Below are 19,144 nucleotides of genomic sequence, written 5' to 3' on the forward strand. Positions count from 1 at the left end.
GGAGGTAAGAAGATGGATAATTTTTCTAGTTATAGGGGAAATCGTGGTTTTAATTGGGCAGCTTGTATAGCTGGCATCTTAATGATTGTGGCTGGTGTCTTCTTGATCGCTCATCCTGGAAAGGCTTTACATGCCTTTGTTTTATTATTTGCGATTTTGTCAATTGTGCAAGGACTTGTTTGGTTAGCTGTATATAATCGCTTGCACTATTTTATTTCTTTCAGCTGGTTGGCAATTATTTCCGGAATTTTAGATATCGCAATCGGACTTTTATTCTTGTATTCTTATGATGCAGCGGGGTTAACTATTGCATACTTGTTTGCTTTTTGGTTTTTGTTTGATTCTATTTCTGGCATTATTCTGTCATGGAATATGCGAGCAGCATCTGGATTCTATTTTTGGATTAACTTTATTTTAAATATTTTTGGATTATTAATTGCGATAGGATTGATGTTTAATCCTGCATTATCAGCTCTAACATTAATTTGGTTAGTTTCATTTTGGTTATTTATATTTGGAATTGGCGAAATTATTGCAGCTTTTGCCAATAGATAATAATTAAGTTCGTTAAGAACTTTTTTTTTGCACTAAAAAATTAAGAAACAACTGGTATGATATAATTTGATATAGGAGGCTAGCAAAATGGTTGCAAGTAAAAAACAATTGTTGATTTTAACTGGCATGAGTGGAGCTGGCAAAACCGTTGCGGCACATGCATTAGAAGATATGAATTATTTTGTTGTTGATAATTTACCGCCAACACTATTACCAAGTTTTTGGGAATTAATTGTCGACTCGGATACCTTTACTAAAGTTGCTGTTGTCGTTGATTTACGTATTAAAAATTTTTATAAAGATTTAATTAATGAAGTTAATTCACTTGAAGACAACGGTCAAGCACTGACAACCATTGTGTTTTTGGAAGCATCTAATGATGAATTGGTTGCCCGTTACAAAGAAACAAGACGATTGCCACCTTTAGCGAGAAATGGTCGACTGCTTGATAGTATAATTGAAGAACGACGAATTTTAAGTGAGATAAAGAATCAGGCAAATTATATAATTGATACTAGTGATTTGACTCCTAAAGAGTTAAAACAAAAATTAACTACTAAGTTTGGTGAAAATCAGCAACAGTCATTTTCAATTGAGATAATGTCATTTGGTTTTAAATACAAAATGCCAGTTGATGCCGATATTGTAATGGATGTCCGTTTTTTGCCTAATCCATATTATATTCAAGAGCTTAGACCATTTACCGGACTTGACAAGAGAGTCTTTGATTATGTGATGAATAAATCCGAAACGCAAAACTTTTATCATAAATTTCTGGATTTAATACAGAGCACTTTGCCAGGCTATCTAAAAGAAGGTAAGAGCCGCTTAACAATAGCGATTGGTTGTACTGGCGGTCAGCATCGCAGTGTAGCAATTGCGCAGCAGCTTGCTCATGATTTGGCTAAAAATTACACTGTTGATATTACACATCGTGAAATTAGTCGCTACACTAGAAAAAGGTGAGAAAATGGCGTATGAAGGTTCAAAAATTATACGAGTAACTAAAAGTCGCAGACCTAAAATTGTTGTGATTGGTGGTGGAACAGGGTTACCGGTTGTTTTAAATGCATTAAAAGATCAAGATGCCGAAATTACGGCAATTGTGACCGTCTCAGATGATGGAGGATCATCGGGGTCAATTCGCAATTTTATCAATGTTGTGCCACCTGGCGATATTCGAAATGTTCTTGTGTCTTTGAGTGAACTATCACAGGAAGAAAAAAATATTTTCCAATATCGGTTTGATTCGTCTGATTCTTTCTTCTCCGGTCATGCGATTGGTAATTTAATAATTGCCGCCTTAAATGAAATGTATGGTAATATTTTTGATGCGGTTCAATCATTATCTCGAATGATGCGAGTGGACGGGCACGTTTTTCCAGCTTCTAATGAACCCTTGACGTTAAATGCCGAATTTGTTGATGGTTCAATTCAAGCTGGCGAAAAAGAAATTACTAACATGGATAAGCGGATTAAACGAGTTTGGGTAACGAATTCAAATTCGAAAGAAGAACCAGAAGCAGTTGAGCCTGTTTTAAATTCAATTATGCAAGCTGATGCTGTTGTCTTGGGACCAGGTAGCTTATTTACTTCAATTTTACCTAATTTAATGATTCCTAATTTAGGTCAAGCTGTGCGTCACACAAAGGCCGAGGTTATTTATATTTGCAATATTATGACTCAATTAGGTGAAACGGATCACTTCTCAGATTGTGACCATGTAGCTGTAATTAACAATCATTTAGGGGGGCATTATATTGACACTACTTTAGTTAATGGTGCTGAAATTGATATGTCGAAATTTGATCCCAATGATTATGATGCTTATATTGAACCTGTTAAAAATGATTTTACTGGCTTACGTTTGCAAGGATGTCGGGTAATAACTGATGACTTTATTGATCAGCATAGTGGTTTAGTTTTTCATGATGGTCAAAAAGTAGCTAAGGAAATTATTAATCGAGCGTTTGCGGCAATGTCACGCAGAAAGGAATAGATGATTAATGTCAAGTTATGCAAGCCAAGTAAAAAAAGAATTGACTTCGCTAACAATTCATCCTGAACATGCCAAAGCTGAGTTGGCAGCTTTTTTGCGTATGAATGGTGTTTTGAATTTTCATGATCATCAGTTTAGTCTTGATATAACAACTGAAAATCCAGCGATTGCTAGACAGATTTTTTTGTTAATTAAGACGGCCTATCATGTAGAACCGTTGTTAATTGTATCTCGACGAATGAAACTGAAGAAAAATAATCAATATTTAGTTAGATTACAAAATCATGTTAAGGAAATTTTGACTAATTTAGAAATTTTAACTTCTAATAATGGTTTGATTACGCGAATTCCAAAACGTATTTGTTCTTCGCGAGAAGGGGCAATGTCTTATTTGCGTGGAGCATTTTTGGCTAGTGGCAGCGTCAATAATCCAGAAACGAGTCGCTATCATTTAGAAATTTATTCTGCTTATCAAGATCATAATAATGATTTGTTGGATTTAATGAATCGGTATTTTCAATTAAATGCTAAAACTACTAAGAGACGCCGTGGCTATATTGTGTATTTGAAAGAAGCACAAAAAATCGGTGATTTTCTTCATATTATTGGGGCGTTTAATGCTATGTTGGCATTTGAAGATTTGCGAATTATGCGTGATATGCGTAATTCGGTTAATCGATTGGTTAACTGTGATACTGCCAACTTGAAAAAAACTGCAACAGCTGCGGCTAAACAGGTTGAAGATATAGAATTTTTGGAACGCAAAGTTGGCTTAGAGAATATTCCCGAAAAATTACAGGGAATTGCACGATTAAGGCTTGCCAATCCGGAATTGTCTTTAAAGGAAATAGCTGCGCAAGTTCCAGATGGTCCCATTTCTAAATCTGGTGCCAATCACCGATTTAAAAAGTTACATGAGTTGGCACAAAATTTAGATGAATAAAAATAAAAAGCTAGCAACCTTCGTTTTACAAACGAAGCTGCTAGCTTTTTTACTGTGTTGTAAAAAGTCCCCACACAAATTTGGCATTGTGCTAATAAGTCTTTTATTAGTTAGTGTAACTATTTCTTTTGATTGGCCATGATTTCATCAATTAAGCCATAATCCTTTGCTTCTTCAGCTGTTAAGTAATTGTCACGTTCAGTGTCTTTTTGAATCTTTTCAAGTGGCTGTCCAGTGGTTTCGTGTAAAATCTTATTGATCTTTTCACGACTCTTCAAAATTTCATTGGCAGCAATTTGAATATCAGTTTGCTGACCTTGAGCACCACCTAAAGGTTGATGAATTAGGACAGTAGAATTTGGTAAAGCAAAGCGTTTGCCCTTAGTGCCACTGGTTAAAAGAATTGAGGCCATTGATGCAGCCATTCCAATCGCAATTGTAGAAACATCTGATTTAATAAAGTTCATTGTATCCATGATTGCTAAACCAGAAGTAATGACACCACCAGGAGAATTAATATAAAGGGAGATGTCCTTGGTGTTATCTTGAGCATCAAGAAATAATAATTGCGCAATAATTGAATTAGCCAAGTCATCGTTGATTTCACCGCTGAGCATGATAATTCGATCCTTCAACAAACGTGAGTAAATGTCGTATGAACGTTCACCGCGAGCAGTTTGTTCAATAACTGTAGGTACGAGCATTTTTTAACCTCCTAAATTTAAGTTCAAATTTTTAGCACTCTAAAAAGTACAGTGCTAATTAAATCACTTACATTGATTGCTGTCAATGAAAGTGTATCAAATTTGTATTATATATCGCGACACTATTGTTATATACTTAGAGAATGAATTTAATTTTTGGAGGAAATATTTTGAAGCTTTCTAATAAAATAGCAACATTCTCGATGATGTTACTTGGTAGTTTAGCGTTTACAGCTCATGTATCCGCTAATCCGGTTCTAGCTGATACGACAAATTCACCGCAAGCACCACAGACTAATAGTGCCAATAATTCCACAAAAGAGCCAATGGATGATGATGATGGAACTGTTGATAATGGTAAGAGTAACGATACTAATCCTACTACTATAAAAAAACAAAAGCAGGCTAAGCAAATGGTTACTGGCTATTCAATGATGACCAAGGTGGCTGGTAATAAAAATTATAAAGTTTGGGAGGAAATCTCTGATGGTAAGGTCAGCAAAAAAGTAGCTGACGGAATTAATTTTCGCTATAGTCACATTCAGTCTGACCAATTGATTGAAACGAAAAAAAATCGGTACTGGAGAATCTATGTTAATGGCCGTGAAGTTGGTTATGTTAATGAAAAGTTTTTTGCAAGAAACCAAATTGCCGTGCCTAAGACGGTTAGTTTGGTTAGGAATGAACTTTATAGTTTCTTCCCCAAGGATGCAATTTCGTATGTAACTAATAAATGGGGAACAGTAATTGATAATGATCAGGTTCAAGTATCCCGTGATAGCATCACCTGTTCTAAGCCCAAAACTTATAAAGTTAAGTATACTTACGGTAATACAACTGCTATTGTTAAAGTTACCATTAGAAAAAGTACCACTGAGGGAATTGCCGATCCTAATGAAGTAAATTCGTTCCCTGCTCAAAAAGGAACTAGCGATTATCAGGCTTGGAAGACGCACTACGGTTCTTCTATTAACTACATTAATCCAAATGAATATAGCCCAGAAACCACCCCGCATGAATTTAAGAGTGGTGACTTGACTTTGAGAACGCGGTTTTATCAACCAGTTTTATTAAGCGTTAAAGACCCAACAGATGACAATATTAACCGTGTTGGTCATATACCTGAAGGAGTGACTGTTTCACAAGGCTGGGCATACACTAGTTTATTAAGTCATACCAATTTAACTTCAGGTCACATTGTTGGTTACGATTTAAATAATTTGAAGGATCCATATAACGCACAACACCTGCTGGATATGTCTCAAAAAGACTTTAATAACTATGTAAAACATATCAAGGTTAGTCCATATGTTCCAATTGGTCATGGACAAGCTATGGGCTCAAGTGATAAGTACATTTATGTTTTAAACAATGATAATACTTTACGTGAAAGTACTGACTCAGAAGAATTAATCCAAATTCGTAAAAGTGATTTACAAATTAATAAAATTTGGACTATTAAAACTTGGGTAGGTGATGAAAATACTCCAAGATACTTCCATAATGGGGTAATTGTTTCCGATAATGAAATGTACACGGTTTATCGTGATACCAAAAACAATTGCTATGAGTTTTGGGAACTGACCCGTAAAGGTGACAACTGGTATCCAAAATTAGTTGGTAAAACTGCTGGTAGCTTTGTAAGTAATAATTCTCCTTGCCAAGGCTTAACTTATGATACCAAGAATCAGAACTTCTACTTAGCATTTAATGATTTGATCTTTAAGATTGCGCGTAATGGGGAATTAAAACAAACCTATACCTTTGATACTGGTCGCGAAATTGAAGGAATGTCTGTTAGTGGTGATAAACTTTATGTTAATTTAGCACAAAGAGCAGAACTACTAGTAAGCATGAACATTAATTAAACTAAATATTACTAAGAGCTTAATGCCGATGTCTAATCGGTATTAAGCTTTTTGTTTATGAATAAATTAAATAAATGAAATTTGGTTATCATGAAATTTACCTCTTAGTAAATAATTGAGTAACTTCAATTATTTAATTTTAATTCTGAAAAGAAATTGTGACTAGCTTAAAAAATAAGCGTTAAAAAATTTATAAAAGACAAAATTTATAACAATCATTTATTAATTGTTAAATTATAAAAAGTAGAAAAATCGTTAAATTATTAACATTAACCAAATTTAAATTATCTCAAATCTTATAAAATATAATTCTTAAGATTATCTCTTTAATGTAATATATTGCTTTTTTTTTTTTTTTATTTTACTATATATTGTCTTTAAATACTCAACGAATAGTCATAACATAAAGATAACGCTATATATTGTACTTTTAAAGCTGTGTATTAGCGAATAGTACAAATTGATTTTGATATTACGGTTAAATTCTTATTTGGTGCTAATTAAACGAGATCAAAATTAAAAGGCGTGGGAATGCTGTGTATTCACTGCTACTGGTCATTTGTCTAATAATAACAGTGCTTGAAAAACTAAGGTGGTAAAAGGCAATAGGAGAAATTTTGAGTTTGATGAGACCCATTAGTTAAGATAATAATAATTATTATACAAGCTATTAGTTTTGGGTGATTTAGTTGTAGATTGGTTCGAATTTTAATTGAAAGGTTTGAAAAGATGAGTAAAAGTAATTTCAATAAGAAAATGATTGTTTCAGTCGTTGGAGCAGCATTATTGTCAATTGGTTTTGCTGGAGTAAGCGGCCAAGAAAATGCAATGAACGCAACAACTGTTAGCGCTAAGGCTGCTAAGAGTAAAGCAGTTGGTGTAAATTCTGCCATTTACAAGAAGATTGGTAAAAAGGCGGTTAAGACAAGCGCAATCGTTAGAGCCGGCAGTAGAGTCACTACTTATGGTAAAAAGACCATTAAGGGCATAACTTACTATGAAATTGGCAAAGGTCAATATATTAAGGCAGCTAATGTTGATGGTAAGCTCCGTACATTGGTAAGGAATACCTCACTTTATACTAGAAATGGTAAAGTTATTAAAGGTAGTAGAATGGTAAAGGGCAAGAAGGTTAGAATTTTTGGTAAAGCCATTACCATTCATGGTAAGAAGTTCTACGCTACAAAGCGCGGATATATTCCTACTAAGGCCTTTGTTGTTAAACAGGCTCCAATTAATAATTTTGTGTCAAATACCCCAATAATACCAACAACTCCACCAGTAAGTGGTGGAGCTGAGGCACCAAGTAATTCTACTAATAACACTTCTAATATTATTAATGGTGGTGGCGCAAGCAATGGTGGTAACATTAATCCACCGGCAGATGCTTTAAGGAATCAAAGGGCAGCAGCAGATAATGAAGTTGACTATACTGCTAATAATGCTCTAAATACGCTTGTTAATGTAAAAGAACCAAAAGAAGAAGTATCTAAAGCAGTCGATGCCGTAAATCATGCTTTAAGTGATGGTAAAACAGGGATTAGTAACGCGAAGACAAGCGGTGAAATAAATCAATTTAAAGACCAGGCTATTGCCAAAATAAAGAATATTGTAGATGATTTTACCCGCAAAGCAGCAGTTCAAAAAGTTAAAAATAAAGCTGATGATGCTCTAAATACGCTTGTTATTGCAATAGGAAAAGAAGAAGCAACTAAAGCAGTCGATGATGTAGATAAACTTTTAAGTCATGCTGAGAGAGAGATTAAGAATGCGAAGACAAACGATGAAATAGACAATATTGAAAAAGATGCAGAGACAGCAATCGCTGCAGTAAAGCAAGCAGCAACAAACGCTGACACTGTGATTAATAATGCAGATTTAACTTCTGAAGAAATAGCCCAGATTAAAGATCAGACACTTGAAAAAATAAAGAATATTGTAAATGGTTTTATCTAATATCTGGTAAACAAAAAATTACTGACGCAGAAGAATTAATAAAAGCTAGACAAGGTAGTAGAAATTAATGATTTAGCACAAGGTGATAGTGTAAAAAAGATATTGTTATACAGAGTGGGAACACAATTATATACAAAATTAATTGTGCCAATACTATTAAAAATTTGAATACCATATTATCTGATGGAAAAGTTGAAATTAATGCATACTTACCAAAAGCAACTCAGGTAGCTGTTTTATGTCTAACGTATTTGGTATTTTTAGAAACTAGTTTTCTTTATAAAATTTAGTGAAGTAAAGTATTTGGTTTTATATCAATATAGTTTATGGATGCTAATATAAATTTTAAAACGTCAAGCTTACAAAGCGTGACGTTTTTTATTAGTGTTTTTGGGGTAGTCCAACAATTTTTCACACAATCTGTTTGATTTTTAAATAACATTCGTTAAATAAAAAACTTAAGGCTAATATTGAAAAGGATACTAACGCTGTTGATAATGCGCAAAACTATGCTGATATTATTAAAGCTCAAAATGAAGCTATTACTGTCTGCCAATTTGCGCAAGTTAAAGCAGAGAAAATAATATCAATTATCCATGACATTAATACTAAAATTGCTCGACTAACAAATGCTTCAGGATTTTTGGACGAAGCAAGTCTGCAAATTGCAAGAGCAACAAATATAAAAGAAATTGAGGATAATAATAACAATTACTATCGTAAAATTGGTAATCTTTTGAATAAGATTGATATAGCCTCTCTAAAGAGAGCTGCTAGTCAGATAGTTCAAGAAGCATATAATGATGCTGATATAGACGATTCTAAACTTAATGCGGTCGTTAAAAATATTAATAATGCTCAAACAACCGAAGACATCATTACTATTGTCCAAAATGCACTTCATGTCGTAAACAAGTAACAAAATAATAAACAATAAAAGCAAGCAGACATAAATAAATTTCCTAAGTAAAATTAGGAAATCTATTTATGTTCTTTTTGTGCTTAAAATAATAGTTGAATTAAACTTGCCCTAAAAATAATTCAATCTGGGTTAGAGTTAAATATTTTACCACGTCAGGCAAATTCCATAAATTTCTAAATGACTAGCCGAAGTTATAAAGCCTGTTTGCTTTTCAATTTTTTGGTGCATTTTGTTTTCAATTTTGGCAGAATTAGAGTAGAAGAGGTTAGTAATTTGCTCACATTTAGTACGAATAACGTGAAAGTGTGGTCTTATAAAATAGTCGTAGTGAATCGCTTCGTCACCGTTTTTGATTTCGATCACAATTTTGGCAGTTAACCAGTTTATTTAAAATATTGTAGACTTGTTGCTGGGTGAATAGCGTTACTAGTAGATCTTAACAAGTCAAATGTTGAATTAATTATGATCATTAAATAATTAGAAAATCTTTATTCTCGGCTTAGTTACTTTTAAGTGATGACAATGTAATAAATCAGTTGCCGCTTTTAAAGAATCCACTGTCAGTTTCATCTTCTTATCTTTATTATAAGTTTAGTATTGCAACAAAAAAACCGCCTAATAGGCGGTTTAAAGTTAGATTGACTTAATTATTAGCTTTAGCTTCTTGATAATTCCAAATAGCTGGTAAAATTAAACCAAGTAGGAATAAAACAATTGGGGTAGCAATATTCAAGCCTAAAGTTAGTGGATCAGTTGAGTAAATACCAAGTAAACAACAAATTAGGTTGATGGCAAAAGCCCAACCTCCAGCAACAAAGGCTAACCATTGATGCTTAGTCATTTGATAGTTGCCTGGGGTGTGGAACTTATCAACTTGTTTACGCAAAGCAATATAGGCAACAAAGACCTAAAGATAACGCATTGGCATCACAATTGAATTGAGTTTAATAAGTTGAGCCATAACTGCTTGGGCATTAGGTAATAATGCTTGGAAAACAATTGACCCACCTGACAGGATCACAATTATCCAAATGCCGTTGATACAACCGCTATTGTTAAAGTTACCATTAGAAAAAGTGCTACTGAGTGAATTGCCGATCCTAATGAAGTAAATTCGTTCCCTGCTCAAAAAGGAACTAGCGATTATCAGGCTTGGAAGACGCACTACGGTTCTTCTATTAACTACATTAATCCAAATGAATATAGCCCAGAAACCACCCAATTGAGTAACTTCAATTATTTAATTTTAATTCTGGAAAGAAATTGTGACTAGCTTAAAAAATAGGCGTTAAAAAATTTATAAAAGACAAAATTTATAACAATCATTTATTAATTGTTAAATTATAAAAAGTAGAAAAATCGTCAAACTATTAACATGAACCAAATTTAAATTATCTCAAATCTTATAAAATATAATTCTTAATATTATCTCTTTAATGTAATATATTGCTTTTTTTTTTTTTTTTTTATTTTACTATATATTGTCTTTAAATACTCAACGAATAGTCATAACATAAAGATAACGCTTTACACTGTACTTTTAAGCTTACATATTAGCAATTAGTACAAATTGATTTTGATATTACGGTTAAATTCTTATTTGGTGTTAATTAATCGAGATCAAAATTAAAAGGCGTGGGAATGCTGTGTATTCACTGCTACTGGTCATTTGTCTAATAATAACAGTGCTTGAAAAACTAAGGTGGTAAAAGGCAATAAATAGGAGAAATTTTGAGTTTGATGAGACCCATTAGTTAAGATAATAATAATTATTATACAAGCTATTAGTTTTGGGTGATTTAGTTGTAGATTGGTTCGAATTTTAATTGAAAGGTTTGAAAAGATGAGTAAAAGTAATTTCAATAAGAAAATGATTGTTTCAGTCGCTGGAGCGGCATTATTGTCAATTGGCTTTGCTGGAGTAAGCGGCCAAGAAAATGCAATGAGTGCAACAACTGTTAGCGCTAAGGCAGCTAAGAATAAAGTGGTTGGTGTAAATTCTGCTGTTTACAAGAAAGTTGGCAAGAAAGCTGTTAAGACAAGCGCAATCGTTAGAGCCGGCAGTAGAGTTACTACTTATGGTAAAAAGACCATTAAGGGCGTAACTTACTATGAAATTGGCAAAGGTCAATATATTAAGGCAGCTAACGTTGATGGTAAAGTACGCAAATTAGCTAAGAGTACTTCTCTTTATACCAGAAATGGTAAAGCTATTAAGGGTAGCAAGTTGGCAAAGGGCAAGAAGGTTAGAATTTTTGGTAAAGCCATTACCATTCATGGAAAGAAATTCTATGCCACTAATAGAGGTTATGTTCCTTTAAAGGCACTTGCAGTAAAGCAGACACCAATTGATGATATCACTCCAACTAATCCAGCAACTCCAACAGCCCCAACTGCACCATCAGCTAACACCAGTGCTCAAACACCAAGTAGTACCACAAATATTATTAACGGCGGCGGTACAAGTAATAGCAATGGTAGTAATATTAACCCACCAGTAGATAGAAAAGAATTAGCGGTTAAAGAAATTGACAAAACTGCTAATGATGCATTAAATATACTTGTTAAGTCAAAAGAAGCAAAAGAAGAAGTATTTAAAGCAATCGATGCAGTAAATCATGAAAAAAGTGATGCCGAGAATGCGATTAATAAGGCAGATTTAAGTTCTGAAGAAATAGATCAGATTAAAACTCAAACACTTGCCAAAATAAATGATATTGCGAGTCCCTTTGCAAAGGATGAAGCAGATGAAGATATTGAAAATGCAGTAATGGAAGCACGGAATGGGTTTGCCAATGCCATAGCACCTATAGATGCCGATAAAGCAATCGATGCAGTAGAACAAACTGCAAGTGACTCTAAGACTACGATTAAAAATGCAAAGACAATCTCTAAAATAGTTTCAATCAAAGACAAGGCTCTTGACGAAATAAAGAGTATTGCAAGTAATTTTGCTAAAAAAGATGCAACAGTAGTGGAAATTGACAAAACTGCTAATGATGCACTAAACAAACTTGTTAATGTAAAAGAACCAAACGAAGAAGTATTTAAAGCAATTGATGCAGTAAATCATGAAAAAAGTGATGCCGAGAATGCGATTAATAAGGGAGATTTAAGTTCTGAAGAAATAGATCAGATTAAAACTCAAACACTTGCCAAAATAAATGATATTGTAAAAAAATATTAATCAAGATTTAACGTTATTAGATAGTAGTATTTTGACTATTTCAGGTAGTACAGTACAATAGCTGTTAATAATCCTACTACAATTTTGTCAGCTTTAACTGCTGCTAAAGTTAATCCTGATTCTGTCAAAAAAATTTATATTGATGGTAAGTTATTACTTTCTGGTAAAGCTGATGAACTATTTAGTGGTTTGAATAATTTAACAGAAATTACTAGATTAAACCAAATAGACACTTCTAATATAACCAGCATGCAATTAATGTTTTATGATTGTCATAATTTGGAAAGTTTAGATTTAAGCCAATTTAATGTAAAAGATTTAGAAGACGTAAGTGATGCATTTATGGGGCTTCAGTAACTAAATTGACAGTTTCAAAAAATGCTAAGAAGTTGCTAGAAAATGGCGGATTGGATTATAGTAAGTTAGGTATTGATTTAGAAAATTACAGGTTACAGCGACTACCTATCTATAATCAAATTCTCAAAACAAAAATTAATGATTAAAATTTAAGAGGACATAAGTCAGCTTTTGGTCAAAGCGCCAAGAATATTTGGAGTCTTTTATGCCCTCTTTTTGTATAAGGCTATTGCTTTTTAAAAGGATTTAGAAAATGAACAAAAGTAATTTTAATAAGAAAATGATTATTTCTATTGCCAGTGCGACACTATTGTCAATTGGCTTTGCTGGGGTGAGTAGTCAAGAAAACGCTATGAGCGCAACAACAGTTAGCGCTAAGGCAGCCAAGAGTAAAGTGGTTGGCGTAAATTCTGCCATTTACAAAAAGGCTGGTAAGAAAGTTGTTAAGACTAGCGTAATTGTTAAAGCTGGTAGTAGAATTACTACTTACGGTAAAAAGACCATTAAAGGTGTAATTTACTATGAAATTGGCAGAGGGCAGTACATTAAGGCGGTTAACGTTGATGGTAAAGTACGCAAATTAACTAAGAGTACTTTTCTTTATACCAGAAATGGTAAAGCTATTAATAACAGCAAGTTGGTAAAGGGCAAGAAAGTTAGAACTTTTGGTAAAACCATTACCATTCATGGTAAGAAATTCTATGCCACTAATAGAGGATATGTTCCTTTAAAGGCACTTGCAATAAAGCAGATACCAATTGATAGCACCACTACAACTAACCCGGTAACCCCAACAACCCCACCAGCAAGTAGTAGTGCTAAAGTATCAAGTAACAATTCCACTAATACTATTAACGGTGGCAGTAGTAAGATTAATCCTCCAACAAAAGATAAACAAGCAGTAAAGGCTGAATCATATGAAGATATTGAAAAAGCAGTAATGGAAGCTCGGAATGGGTTTGCCAATGCCAAGGCTGCTATAGATGCAGATAAAGAAATCGATGCAGTACAGCAGGCAGCAAGTGAAGCTGAAAACGAGATTGATAATGCAAAAACAAGCTTGGAAATAATTTCAATCAAAGATAAGGCTCTTGAAAAAATAAAGAATGTTGAAAGTCGTTTTGCCAAAAAAGATACAACAGTAGTGAAAATTGATCAAACTGCTAATGATGCATTAAACCAACTTGTTAAGTCAAAAGAAGCAAAAGAAGAAGTATCTAAAGCAATCGATGCAGTAAATCATGAAAAAAGTGATGCCGAGAATGCGATTAATAAGGGAGATTTAAGTTCTGAAGAAATAGATCAGATTAAAACTCAGACAGTTGACAAAATAAATGGTATTGTAAGTGGCATAGCAGAGAAAACAAAATAAGCTATAACTTCAATCAAATAATTTGATTATTGCTGCAGAATAATATTAATTTAAATTAAACTAAAAGGACATAAGCAAATTTTATCAAGTTTATGTCTTTTTTTGTATCAAGATACCGTTGAATAACTATCATTCAACGGTATCTTGATATATTGACTTTCTGACAAGTGGGACAAATTCCCAAAATTTCTAAATGACTAGCCAAAGGTATAAAGCCGGTTTGCTTTTCGGCTTCTTGGCGCATTTTATTTTCAATTTTTTTCGAATTTGAATAAAAAACATCAGCGATTTTACCACATTTGGTACAAATAATGTGAAAGTGTGGTCTTATAAAATAGTCGTAGTGAATTGCTTCGTCACCGTTCTTGATTTCGATTACAATTCCGGCAGCAACCAGTTTATTTAATGTATTATAGACTGTTGCTCGGTGAGTAGGCTGCCCGTTACTGAGGGCGTCATAAATCATGGCGGCTGTTGGATGATCATGATGGGTCATCAGATAGTGTAAAATCTTTATTCTTGGTTTAGTTGCTTTTAAGTGATGACGATGTAATAAATCAGTTGCCTCTTTCAAAGAACTTTCCACCATTTTCATCTCCTGCCTTTTTAGTATTAGTTTAGCATTAATTGCAAGAAAAAAACCGCCTTTAGGCGGTTTAAATTATTGGTGTTTGATTTAACCATTAGCTTTAGCTTCTTGGTGATTCCGGATAGCCGGTAAAATTAAACCAAGTAGGAATAAAACAATTGGCGTGGCGATATTCAAACCAAGTGTTAAAGGGTCAGTAGAGTAGACACCAAGTAAACAACAAATTAGGTTGATTGCAAAAGCCCAACCTCCAGCTGCAAAGGCTAACCATTGGTGCTTAGTCATTTGATAGTTGCCCGGAGTATGGAACTTATCAACTTGTTTACGCAAAGCAATGTAAGCAACAAATACCCAAAGATAACGCATTGGCATCACGATTGAATTAAGTTTAATTAATTGGGCCATAACTGCTTGAGCATTAGGTAATAGTGCTTGGAAAACAATTAACCCGCCTGACAGGATGACAATCATCCAAATACCGTTGATATAAGCACCATTTTTATTAACTTTAAGTAGTTTCTTCGGGATATAGTCTTTAGCTTCCTTACTCCCTAATAACATTCTTAGTGGTGCATCAATACTAAGAACTAAGGTTGAGAATTGGCCAATCACATTACACCAAGAATAGATGTACATGAACAAGCCACCTACACCGTAGTATTGTCCCAATTTATCAAAAGCCATGTAAGGGCCGTTTGATATGTATTCGTTAAGGTTTTGGTTAACAACTTTTGGATCAAACATCATTGCCATTGCAAGTGTACCTAAAATTGCACATACCATAACCATAACAGCTAAAGCAATCATTGCCTTAGGAAAGTTTCTGGATGGATCTTTTAACTTATTAACATAAGGTGAGATTTTCTCACAACCACCAACAGCAAATACTAAAATAGACAGAGATGTAAAATATTTAACATTAAAGTCTGGAACAAAATTCTTCCAATTCCAGCCAATGCTCATATATCCAGCATGAGGATTAATTGCTGGTGCAGCAAACATCATAATAATAAATAGAATTGACATGATAAACATTGATGATCCGGCGATTGTTGATAAGGTTTTAATTACCGGAACACCGCGACTTGCAACCCAGCAGAAAAATAGAAAAACAACTAAAGTAGCCAGCTGCGTCCAAGCAGTTGGTAAACTATCATACCAATGCGTATTTCCAAAAATCCCCCAGGCCATGGCTCTCAAGCCACCAGTTCCCTTACTTGAAATGTATACAACGTGAACAGCCCAAAAAGTCCAACCAGTGTAATAAGCCCATTTTGGACCCATCGTGGCATTGATCCATGAGGAAACACCACCTTCGGAATCTTTAAAGACAGCTCCTAGTTCTCCAACCATTAATGAATATGGTACGAAGAACATTAGAAAGATAAGAATCCAACTGAAGATTACTTTTGTTCCATCAAAATAAATGAAACCATTAACCACATTACCAAAACCCCACACAGTGGAGAAGGCCATGATAGCAAGAGTAGTCCACATCATCTTTTTAGAATTATTTTCTGATTCAATCATAAACTAATACTCCTAATGAAATTTATAACAACTTTTTATTTTAAACTAAAAGCTGTTAAAAGGCTATCGTTTTATTATGATGCTAATTTTTTTGTAATAGTTTATATTGCTTGTGCTCAGAAATTGTGTAAAATTATATATTGAATTATGAAAGGTAGGAGAATAATGAAAAAAGTTTCTAAAGGGAAAATCTCCATTGCACTTATGACAGTAGCAATGGGCTTATTTGTTAGTGGTAACAATTCGTATATAAATGCTAAGAGTTATCATAAAGCTGTGACTAAAATTCCTGGTACGGGAAATTTTGCTATATATCATCATGCTTTTAAGAGTGGTCCGACCGGTAAATTTACTTCAACCAAATATTTTAAGCTTGCTCAAATTCAATCCAAGCAATCAGTAAATACCAAAAAGGGAACTTTTTGGAAGATTATTGTAGATGGGCGCACTGTCGGTTGGGTTAATCAGAATTTCTTTGCCCGTAATCAGATTTCTGTTGCTCAAAATGTTAGTTTGGTTCAAAACAGTAACTACACTTTTAATACTCGCGATGCCGTCAATTATGTAACTGATCGGACGGGAACCGCCGTTAATCCAGCTAAAATTAATATTTCGCAGCAAACGATTAATTCGGCAACACCAGGAAAAACAACGGTAAATTACAGTTATGGTCAAGCTAAAGCTAGTGTAGATGTTACTGTGCGCTCTGATAAAAATGAAGGAATAGCGCACGCCAATGTAACACCGGTTGCTGGTCCCAAGGAAGTTTCAACTTGGAAGGGTAGTTCAAAGTCCTCTTCGAGAAATTGGAATGCGGCGCATCACTATAGATCGGAAACCAAATCAAACGTTTTTAAAGCGGGGGGATTAACCTTACGAACAAAATTATTTGAACCACGCTTTGTGAGTCTTAATAATAGTGAAACTGGCGATAAAATGGGCGTTGTTGGTGTAATTCCAGAGGGAATTACTGTTCATGGTTCTGATTTCACTACTGCAATTTTTAATTCAAGTAATGATCAATTTGGCCATCTTGTTTCATATGATCTAGGACATATCAATAAATATCAGGCACAGAATTTGCAGAATTTAAGGTGGTCGACCTTTAAGAACTATGCTTCTAAGATTAAGGTTAGTCCTTACATTAAACTCGGTCATGGTCAAGCTATCGGTTCATCAGCTAACTATCTGTATGTTCTTGCTAATGACAATAAGTCTAAGAATTCAAGTGAATCAGAAGAAATTTTGCAAATTCGTAAATCCGATATGAAGATTAACCAAATTTGGAGTTTTAGAATCTGGAGCGGAATGTCACCTCGATATATTCACAATGCAACTTTTGTCGATGACAATACGATGTACTGCTTATTCCATAATGGTGGTAATCATTATTACGAATATTGGAAAGTTACGCGAAACGGTGATACGTGGACTCCAGTTGAAGTTGGTGCTACGAAAGGTAACTTTATTAATAATGGCTCTCCAGTTCAGGGCTTTACTTATGATCAAAGTCATGATCAATTCTACATTGGCTTTAATGATTATATTTTTAAGGTTGCAAGTAATGGCACTTATAAAGAAACACATCATTTGAATGTAGGACGTGAAATAGAAGGTTTGTCGGTTTCGGGCAACAAGCTATATGTCGAGTTTGCTCAACGCGGAGAATTAACCGTAGGTACAACTAAATAAGCTAAAATAATTTGTTTTATACAAAATAAAAAGCTAAGAGGTGCAGATGCACCTCTTAGCTTTTTCTCTATGGGTCCCCTGAGAGTCGAACTCAGATTTTAAGAACCGGAATCTTACGTGCGATCCATTACACTAAGGACCCCAAATGACTTTAACCATTATACCAGAAAAATTATTAAAGATAAATTCTTTTTTGTGGGAAAAGTAATTACCAACAAAATTCTGTTTTACTTGAATTATTTAAATGAGGTTGCTATACTAAAGTTGTCGATTGAGGGATGTAAGATTTAGAACTTATAAATCTATGTTTCTCTTATATTTTTAGACAAAGCGGGACAAATAATGACAAATACAGGGCCATAATTGTCCCAGAGAAGGAGAGGTTAATGAACGCAGAGATTCCTGTGCTTGAGGCCCTCGTTCCTGATATGTTGAAAGTTTTTCGGCAACGATATCTTGTTTTAGAACAGATAGAACTTCATGCACCCATTGGGCGAAGAAGTGTTGCTCAATCTTTAGGACTTTCTGAAAGAAATGTGCGAACAGAAACGGAGTATCTTCGTGATCTTGGTTTAATTGAAATCAAGAGTTTCGGCATGTTTATGACAGAAAAGGGTAAGAAGATGTTGCAAGATGCAGCACCGCTTGTTGATCGGTTGTTCAATGCTCGACAAACTGAAATTGATTTGGCGCGTAAGCTTGGTATTGAAAGAACAATTATTGTTCCCGGTGATAGCGATTTGCAGCAACTTGTTTACGAAAGAATGGGTGAAGAGCTTAGCTCAGCGCTAGACTTGCTTTTACCATTGGGACATTCAATTATTACTGTTCTTGGTGGTGAAGCACTTGCAAAATCAGCGGGCAATTTGTCTAAAAGCTTAGGTAGAAATCGACAATTATTGTTTGTGCCAGGTCGTGGCGCCTTGGGGGAGAATGTTGCTATTCAAAGCAATACTATCGTTCAGTTAATGGCAGCTAAGACAGGTGGTAAATACAAAACATTGTATTTACCAGAACAAGTTTCAAGAGAAGCTTATAAATCGTTAATTAGAGAATCAACATTTGCGGATGTTCTTGAAGATATTTCGAAAACAGATGTTGTGATTCACGGGATTGGTTTAGCTCACGATATGGCACGGCGTAGGGGATACGATTCAATTCGGTTATCTGAACTACGCGAGAAAAAAGTAGTTACCGAATGTTTTGGGTGTTTTTTCGATAACGAAGGAAAGATTGTCGACCGCGTGCAACAGGTTGGCTTGCAGTTTGAGAATCTAAATAAAATACCCCACATATTTGCTTTTGCTTGTGGTAGCCGAAAGGCCAAAGCAATCAAGGCTTATATGCCTAATGCTCCTCATCAAACCTGGTTAATTACTGATGAGGGTGCTTCAAAGAAGATTTTAAAGGAGAAATAATTCTCATTTAAAATAAATGTTGTTTACATTTCTTACATAGTTCTTAAGGAGG

At 34.2% G+C, this 19,144-nt stretch carries 19 protein-coding genes; 13 read left to right on the forward strand and 6 right to left on the reverse strand.

The window, feature by feature from the left end; genetic code table 11:
• The first annotated feature begins 12 nt into the window (after window positions 1-12).
• From ACYIAQ_RS01510 to whiA, 4 genes are all read left to right on the forward strand, one after another.
• Complete coding sequence (locus ACYIAQ_RS01510; protein ID WP_122017982.1) at window positions 13-555, forward strand: HdeD family acid-resistance protein; 543 nt, start codon at window positions 13-15, stop codon at window positions 553-555.
• An 87-nt stretch (window positions 556-642) separates the two neighbouring features.
• Entirely contained in the window at window positions 643-1,521 is an 879-nt protein-coding gene (rapZ, locus tag ACYIAQ_RS01515) for an RNase adapter RapZ (RefSeq protein ID WP_483562311.1), read from the forward strand.
• A gap of 4 nt (window positions 1,522-1,525) precedes the next feature.
• A complete protein-coding gene (locus tag ACYIAQ_RS01520; RefSeq protein WP_483564032.1) occupies window positions 1,526-2,554 on the forward strand; it encodes a gluconeogenesis factor YvcK family protein in 1,029 nt (342 codons plus the stop codon).
• A gap of 7 nt (window positions 2,555-2,561) precedes the next feature.
• Window positions 2,562-3,497 (forward strand): DNA-binding protein WhiA, encoded by a 936-nt coding sequence (whiA, locus tag ACYIAQ_RS01525; RefSeq protein ID WP_483562313.1) that lies wholly within the window; start codon window positions 2,562-2,564, stop codon window positions 3,495-3,497.
• Between the two features lie 119 nt (window positions 3,498-3,616).
• Here whiA and clpP read toward each other — a convergent pair whose 3' ends face one another.
• Window positions 3,617-4,201 (reverse strand): ATP-dependent Clp endopeptidase proteolytic subunit ClpP, encoded by a 585-nt coding sequence (clpP, locus tag ACYIAQ_RS01530; protein ID WP_122017986.1) that lies wholly within the window; start codon window positions 4,199-4,201, stop codon window positions 3,617-3,619.
• A gap of 170 nt (window positions 4,202-4,371) precedes the next feature.
• Here clpP and ACYIAQ_RS01535 point away from each other — a divergent pair, with 170 nt between their 5' ends.
• The 3 genes from ACYIAQ_RS01535 (at window position 4,372) to ACYIAQ_RS01545 (ending at window position 8,944) form a co-directional block, all read left to right on the forward strand.
• A complete protein-coding gene (locus ACYIAQ_RS01535; protein ID WP_483562314.1) occupies window positions 4,372-6,069 on the forward strand; it encodes an SH3-like domain-containing protein in 1,698 nt (565 codons plus the stop codon).
• Between the two features lie 729 nt (window positions 6,070-6,798).
• The gene (locus ACYIAQ_RS01540) at window positions 6,799-8,025 is read left to right on the forward strand and encodes an SLAP domain-containing protein (protein ID WP_483562315.1); all 1,227 of its coding nucleotides are present in this window, start codon (window positions 6,799-6,801) and stop codon (window positions 8,023-8,025) included.
• A gap of 643 nt (window positions 8,026-8,668) precedes the next feature.
• A complete protein-coding gene (locus ACYIAQ_RS01545) occupies window positions 8,669-8,944 on the forward strand; it encodes a hypothetical protein (protein WP_483562316.1) in 276 nt (91 codons plus the stop codon).
• Between the two features lie 147 nt (window positions 8,945-9,091).
• On the opposite strand, the gene ACYIAQ_RS01550 is transcribed toward ACYIAQ_RS01545, so the two are convergent.
• The 3 genes from ACYIAQ_RS01550 to ACYIAQ_RS01560 form a co-directional block, all read right to left on the reverse strand.
• The gene (locus tag ACYIAQ_RS01550; protein ID WP_483564033.1) at window positions 9,092-9,310 is read right to left on the reverse strand and encodes a hypothetical protein; all 219 of its coding nucleotides are present in this window, start codon (window positions 9,308-9,310) and stop codon (window positions 9,092-9,094) included.
• A gap of 280 nt (window positions 9,311-9,590) precedes the next feature.
• Window positions 9,591-9,833, reverse strand: coding sequence for a hypothetical protein (locus tag ACYIAQ_RS01555; protein ID WP_483564034.1), 243 nt, complete (start codon window positions 9,831-9,833; stop codon window positions 9,591-9,593).
• 21 nt (window positions 9,834-9,854) lie between these two features.
• The gene (locus ACYIAQ_RS01560; protein WP_483562318.1) at window positions 9,855-10,112 is read right to left on the reverse strand and encodes a hypothetical protein; all 258 of its coding nucleotides are present in this window, start codon (window positions 10,110-10,112) and stop codon (window positions 9,855-9,857) included.
• A gap of 678 nt (window positions 10,113-10,790) precedes the next feature.
• Between ACYIAQ_RS01560 and ACYIAQ_RS01565 the strand changes: the two genes are divergently transcribed.
• The 4 genes from ACYIAQ_RS01565 to ACYIAQ_RS01580 all read left to right on the forward strand — a co-directional run bounded on the left by ACYIAQ_RS01565 (window position 10,791) and on the right by ACYIAQ_RS01580 (window position 13,863).
• Entirely contained in the window at window positions 10,791-12,134 is a 1,344-nt protein-coding gene (locus ACYIAQ_RS01565) for an SLAP domain-containing protein (protein WP_483562319.1), read from the forward strand.
• Window positions 12,135-12,218: 84 nt separating this feature from the next.
• Window positions 12,219-12,491, forward strand: a complete 273-nt coding sequence (locus ACYIAQ_RS01570; RefSeq protein ID WP_483562320.1) for a BspA family leucine-rich repeat surface protein — start codon at window positions 12,219-12,221, stop codon at window positions 12,489-12,491.
• Between the two features lie 5 nt (window positions 12,492-12,496).
• Window positions 12,497-12,637 (forward strand): hypothetical protein, encoded by a 141-nt coding sequence (locus ACYIAQ_RS01575; RefSeq protein ID WP_483562321.1) that lies wholly within the window; start codon window positions 12,497-12,499, stop codon window positions 12,635-12,637.
• 107 nt (window positions 12,638-12,744) lie between these two features.
• Window positions 12,745-13,863 (forward strand): SLAP domain-containing protein, encoded by a 1,119-nt coding sequence (locus ACYIAQ_RS01580; RefSeq protein ID WP_483562322.1) that lies wholly within the window; start codon window positions 12,745-12,747, stop codon window positions 13,861-13,863.
• A 133-nt stretch (window positions 13,864-13,996) separates the two neighbouring features.
• Here the strand turns inward: ACYIAQ_RS01580 and ACYIAQ_RS01585 are convergent, their stop codons facing one another.
• Both ACYIAQ_RS01585 and ACYIAQ_RS01590 read right to left on the reverse strand, forming a co-directional pair.
• A complete protein-coding gene (locus ACYIAQ_RS01585; protein ID WP_483562323.1) occupies window positions 13,997-14,452 on the reverse strand; it encodes a Fur family transcriptional regulator in 456 nt (151 codons plus the stop codon).
• Window positions 14,453-14,539: 87 nt separating this feature from the next.
• Entirely contained in the window at window positions 14,540-15,982 is a 1,443-nt protein-coding gene (locus ACYIAQ_RS01590) for an APC family permease (RefSeq protein ID WP_122017988.1), read from the reverse strand.
• Window positions 15,983-16,147: 165 nt separating this feature from the next.
• Here ACYIAQ_RS01590 and ACYIAQ_RS01595 point away from each other — a divergent pair, with 165 nt between their 5' ends.
• Together ACYIAQ_RS01595 and ACYIAQ_RS01600 are read left to right on the forward strand one after the other, a co-directional pair.
• The gene (locus ACYIAQ_RS01595) at window positions 16,148-17,674 is read left to right on the forward strand and encodes an LBA0864 family S-layer associated protein (protein ID WP_483562324.1); all 1,527 of its coding nucleotides are present in this window, start codon (window positions 16,148-16,150) and stop codon (window positions 17,672-17,674) included.
• Window positions 17,675-18,060: 386 nt separating this feature from the next.
• The gene (locus ACYIAQ_RS01600) at window positions 18,061-19,092 is read left to right on the forward strand and encodes a sugar-binding transcriptional regulator (protein ID WP_122017990.1); all 1,032 of its coding nucleotides are present in this window, start codon (window positions 18,061-18,063) and stop codon (window positions 19,090-19,092) included.
• Window positions 19,093-19,144 lie beyond the last annotated feature (52 nt).

The sequence above is a fragment of the Lactobacillus sp. X-49 genome (genome assembly GCF_057063645.1).

Coding starts and splice junctions, on each gene's coding strand:
- ACYIAQ_RS01510 (WP_122017982.1), top strand. CDS start 13: ATGGATAATTTTTCTAGTTATAGGGGAAATCGTGGTTTTAATTGGGCA.
- rapZ (WP_483562311.1), top strand. CDS start 643: ATGGTTGCAAGTAAAAAACAATTGTTGATTTTAACTGGCATGAGTGGA.
- ACYIAQ_RS01520 (WP_483564032.1), top strand. CDS start 1,526: ATGGCGTATGAAGGTTCAAAAATTATACGAGTAACTAAAAGTCGCAGA.
- whiA (WP_483562313.1), top strand. CDS start 2,562: ATGTCAAGTTATGCAAGCCAAGTAAAAAAAGAATTGACTTCGCTAACA.
- clpP (WP_122017986.1), bottom strand. CDS start 4,201: ATGCTCGTACCTACAGTTATTGAACAAACTGCTCGCGGTGAACGTTCA.
- ACYIAQ_RS01540 (WP_483562315.1), top strand. CDS start 6,799: ATGAGTAAAAGTAATTTCAATAAGAAAATGATTGTTTCAGTCGTTGGA.
- ACYIAQ_RS01565 (WP_483562319.1), top strand. CDS start 10,791: ATGAGTAAAAGTAATTTCAATAAGAAAATGATTGTTTCAGTCGCTGGA.
- ACYIAQ_RS01580 (WP_483562322.1), top strand. CDS start 12,745: ATGAACAAAAGTAATTTTAATAAGAAAATGATTATTTCTATTGCCAGT.
- ACYIAQ_RS01585 (WP_483562323.1), bottom strand. CDS start 14,452: ATGGTGGAAAGTTCTTTGAAAGAGGCAACTGATTTATTACATCGTCAT.
- ACYIAQ_RS01590 (WP_122017988.1), bottom strand. CDS start 15,982: ATGATTGAATCAGAAAATAATTCTAAAAAGATGATGTGGACTACTCTT.
- ACYIAQ_RS01595 (WP_483562324.1), top strand. CDS start 16,148: ATGAAAAAAGTTTCTAAAGGGAAAATCTCCATTGCACTTATGACAGTA.
- ACYIAQ_RS01600 (WP_122017990.1), top strand. CDS start 18,061: ATGAACGCAGAGATTCCTGTGCTTGAGGCCCTCGTTCCTGATATGTTG.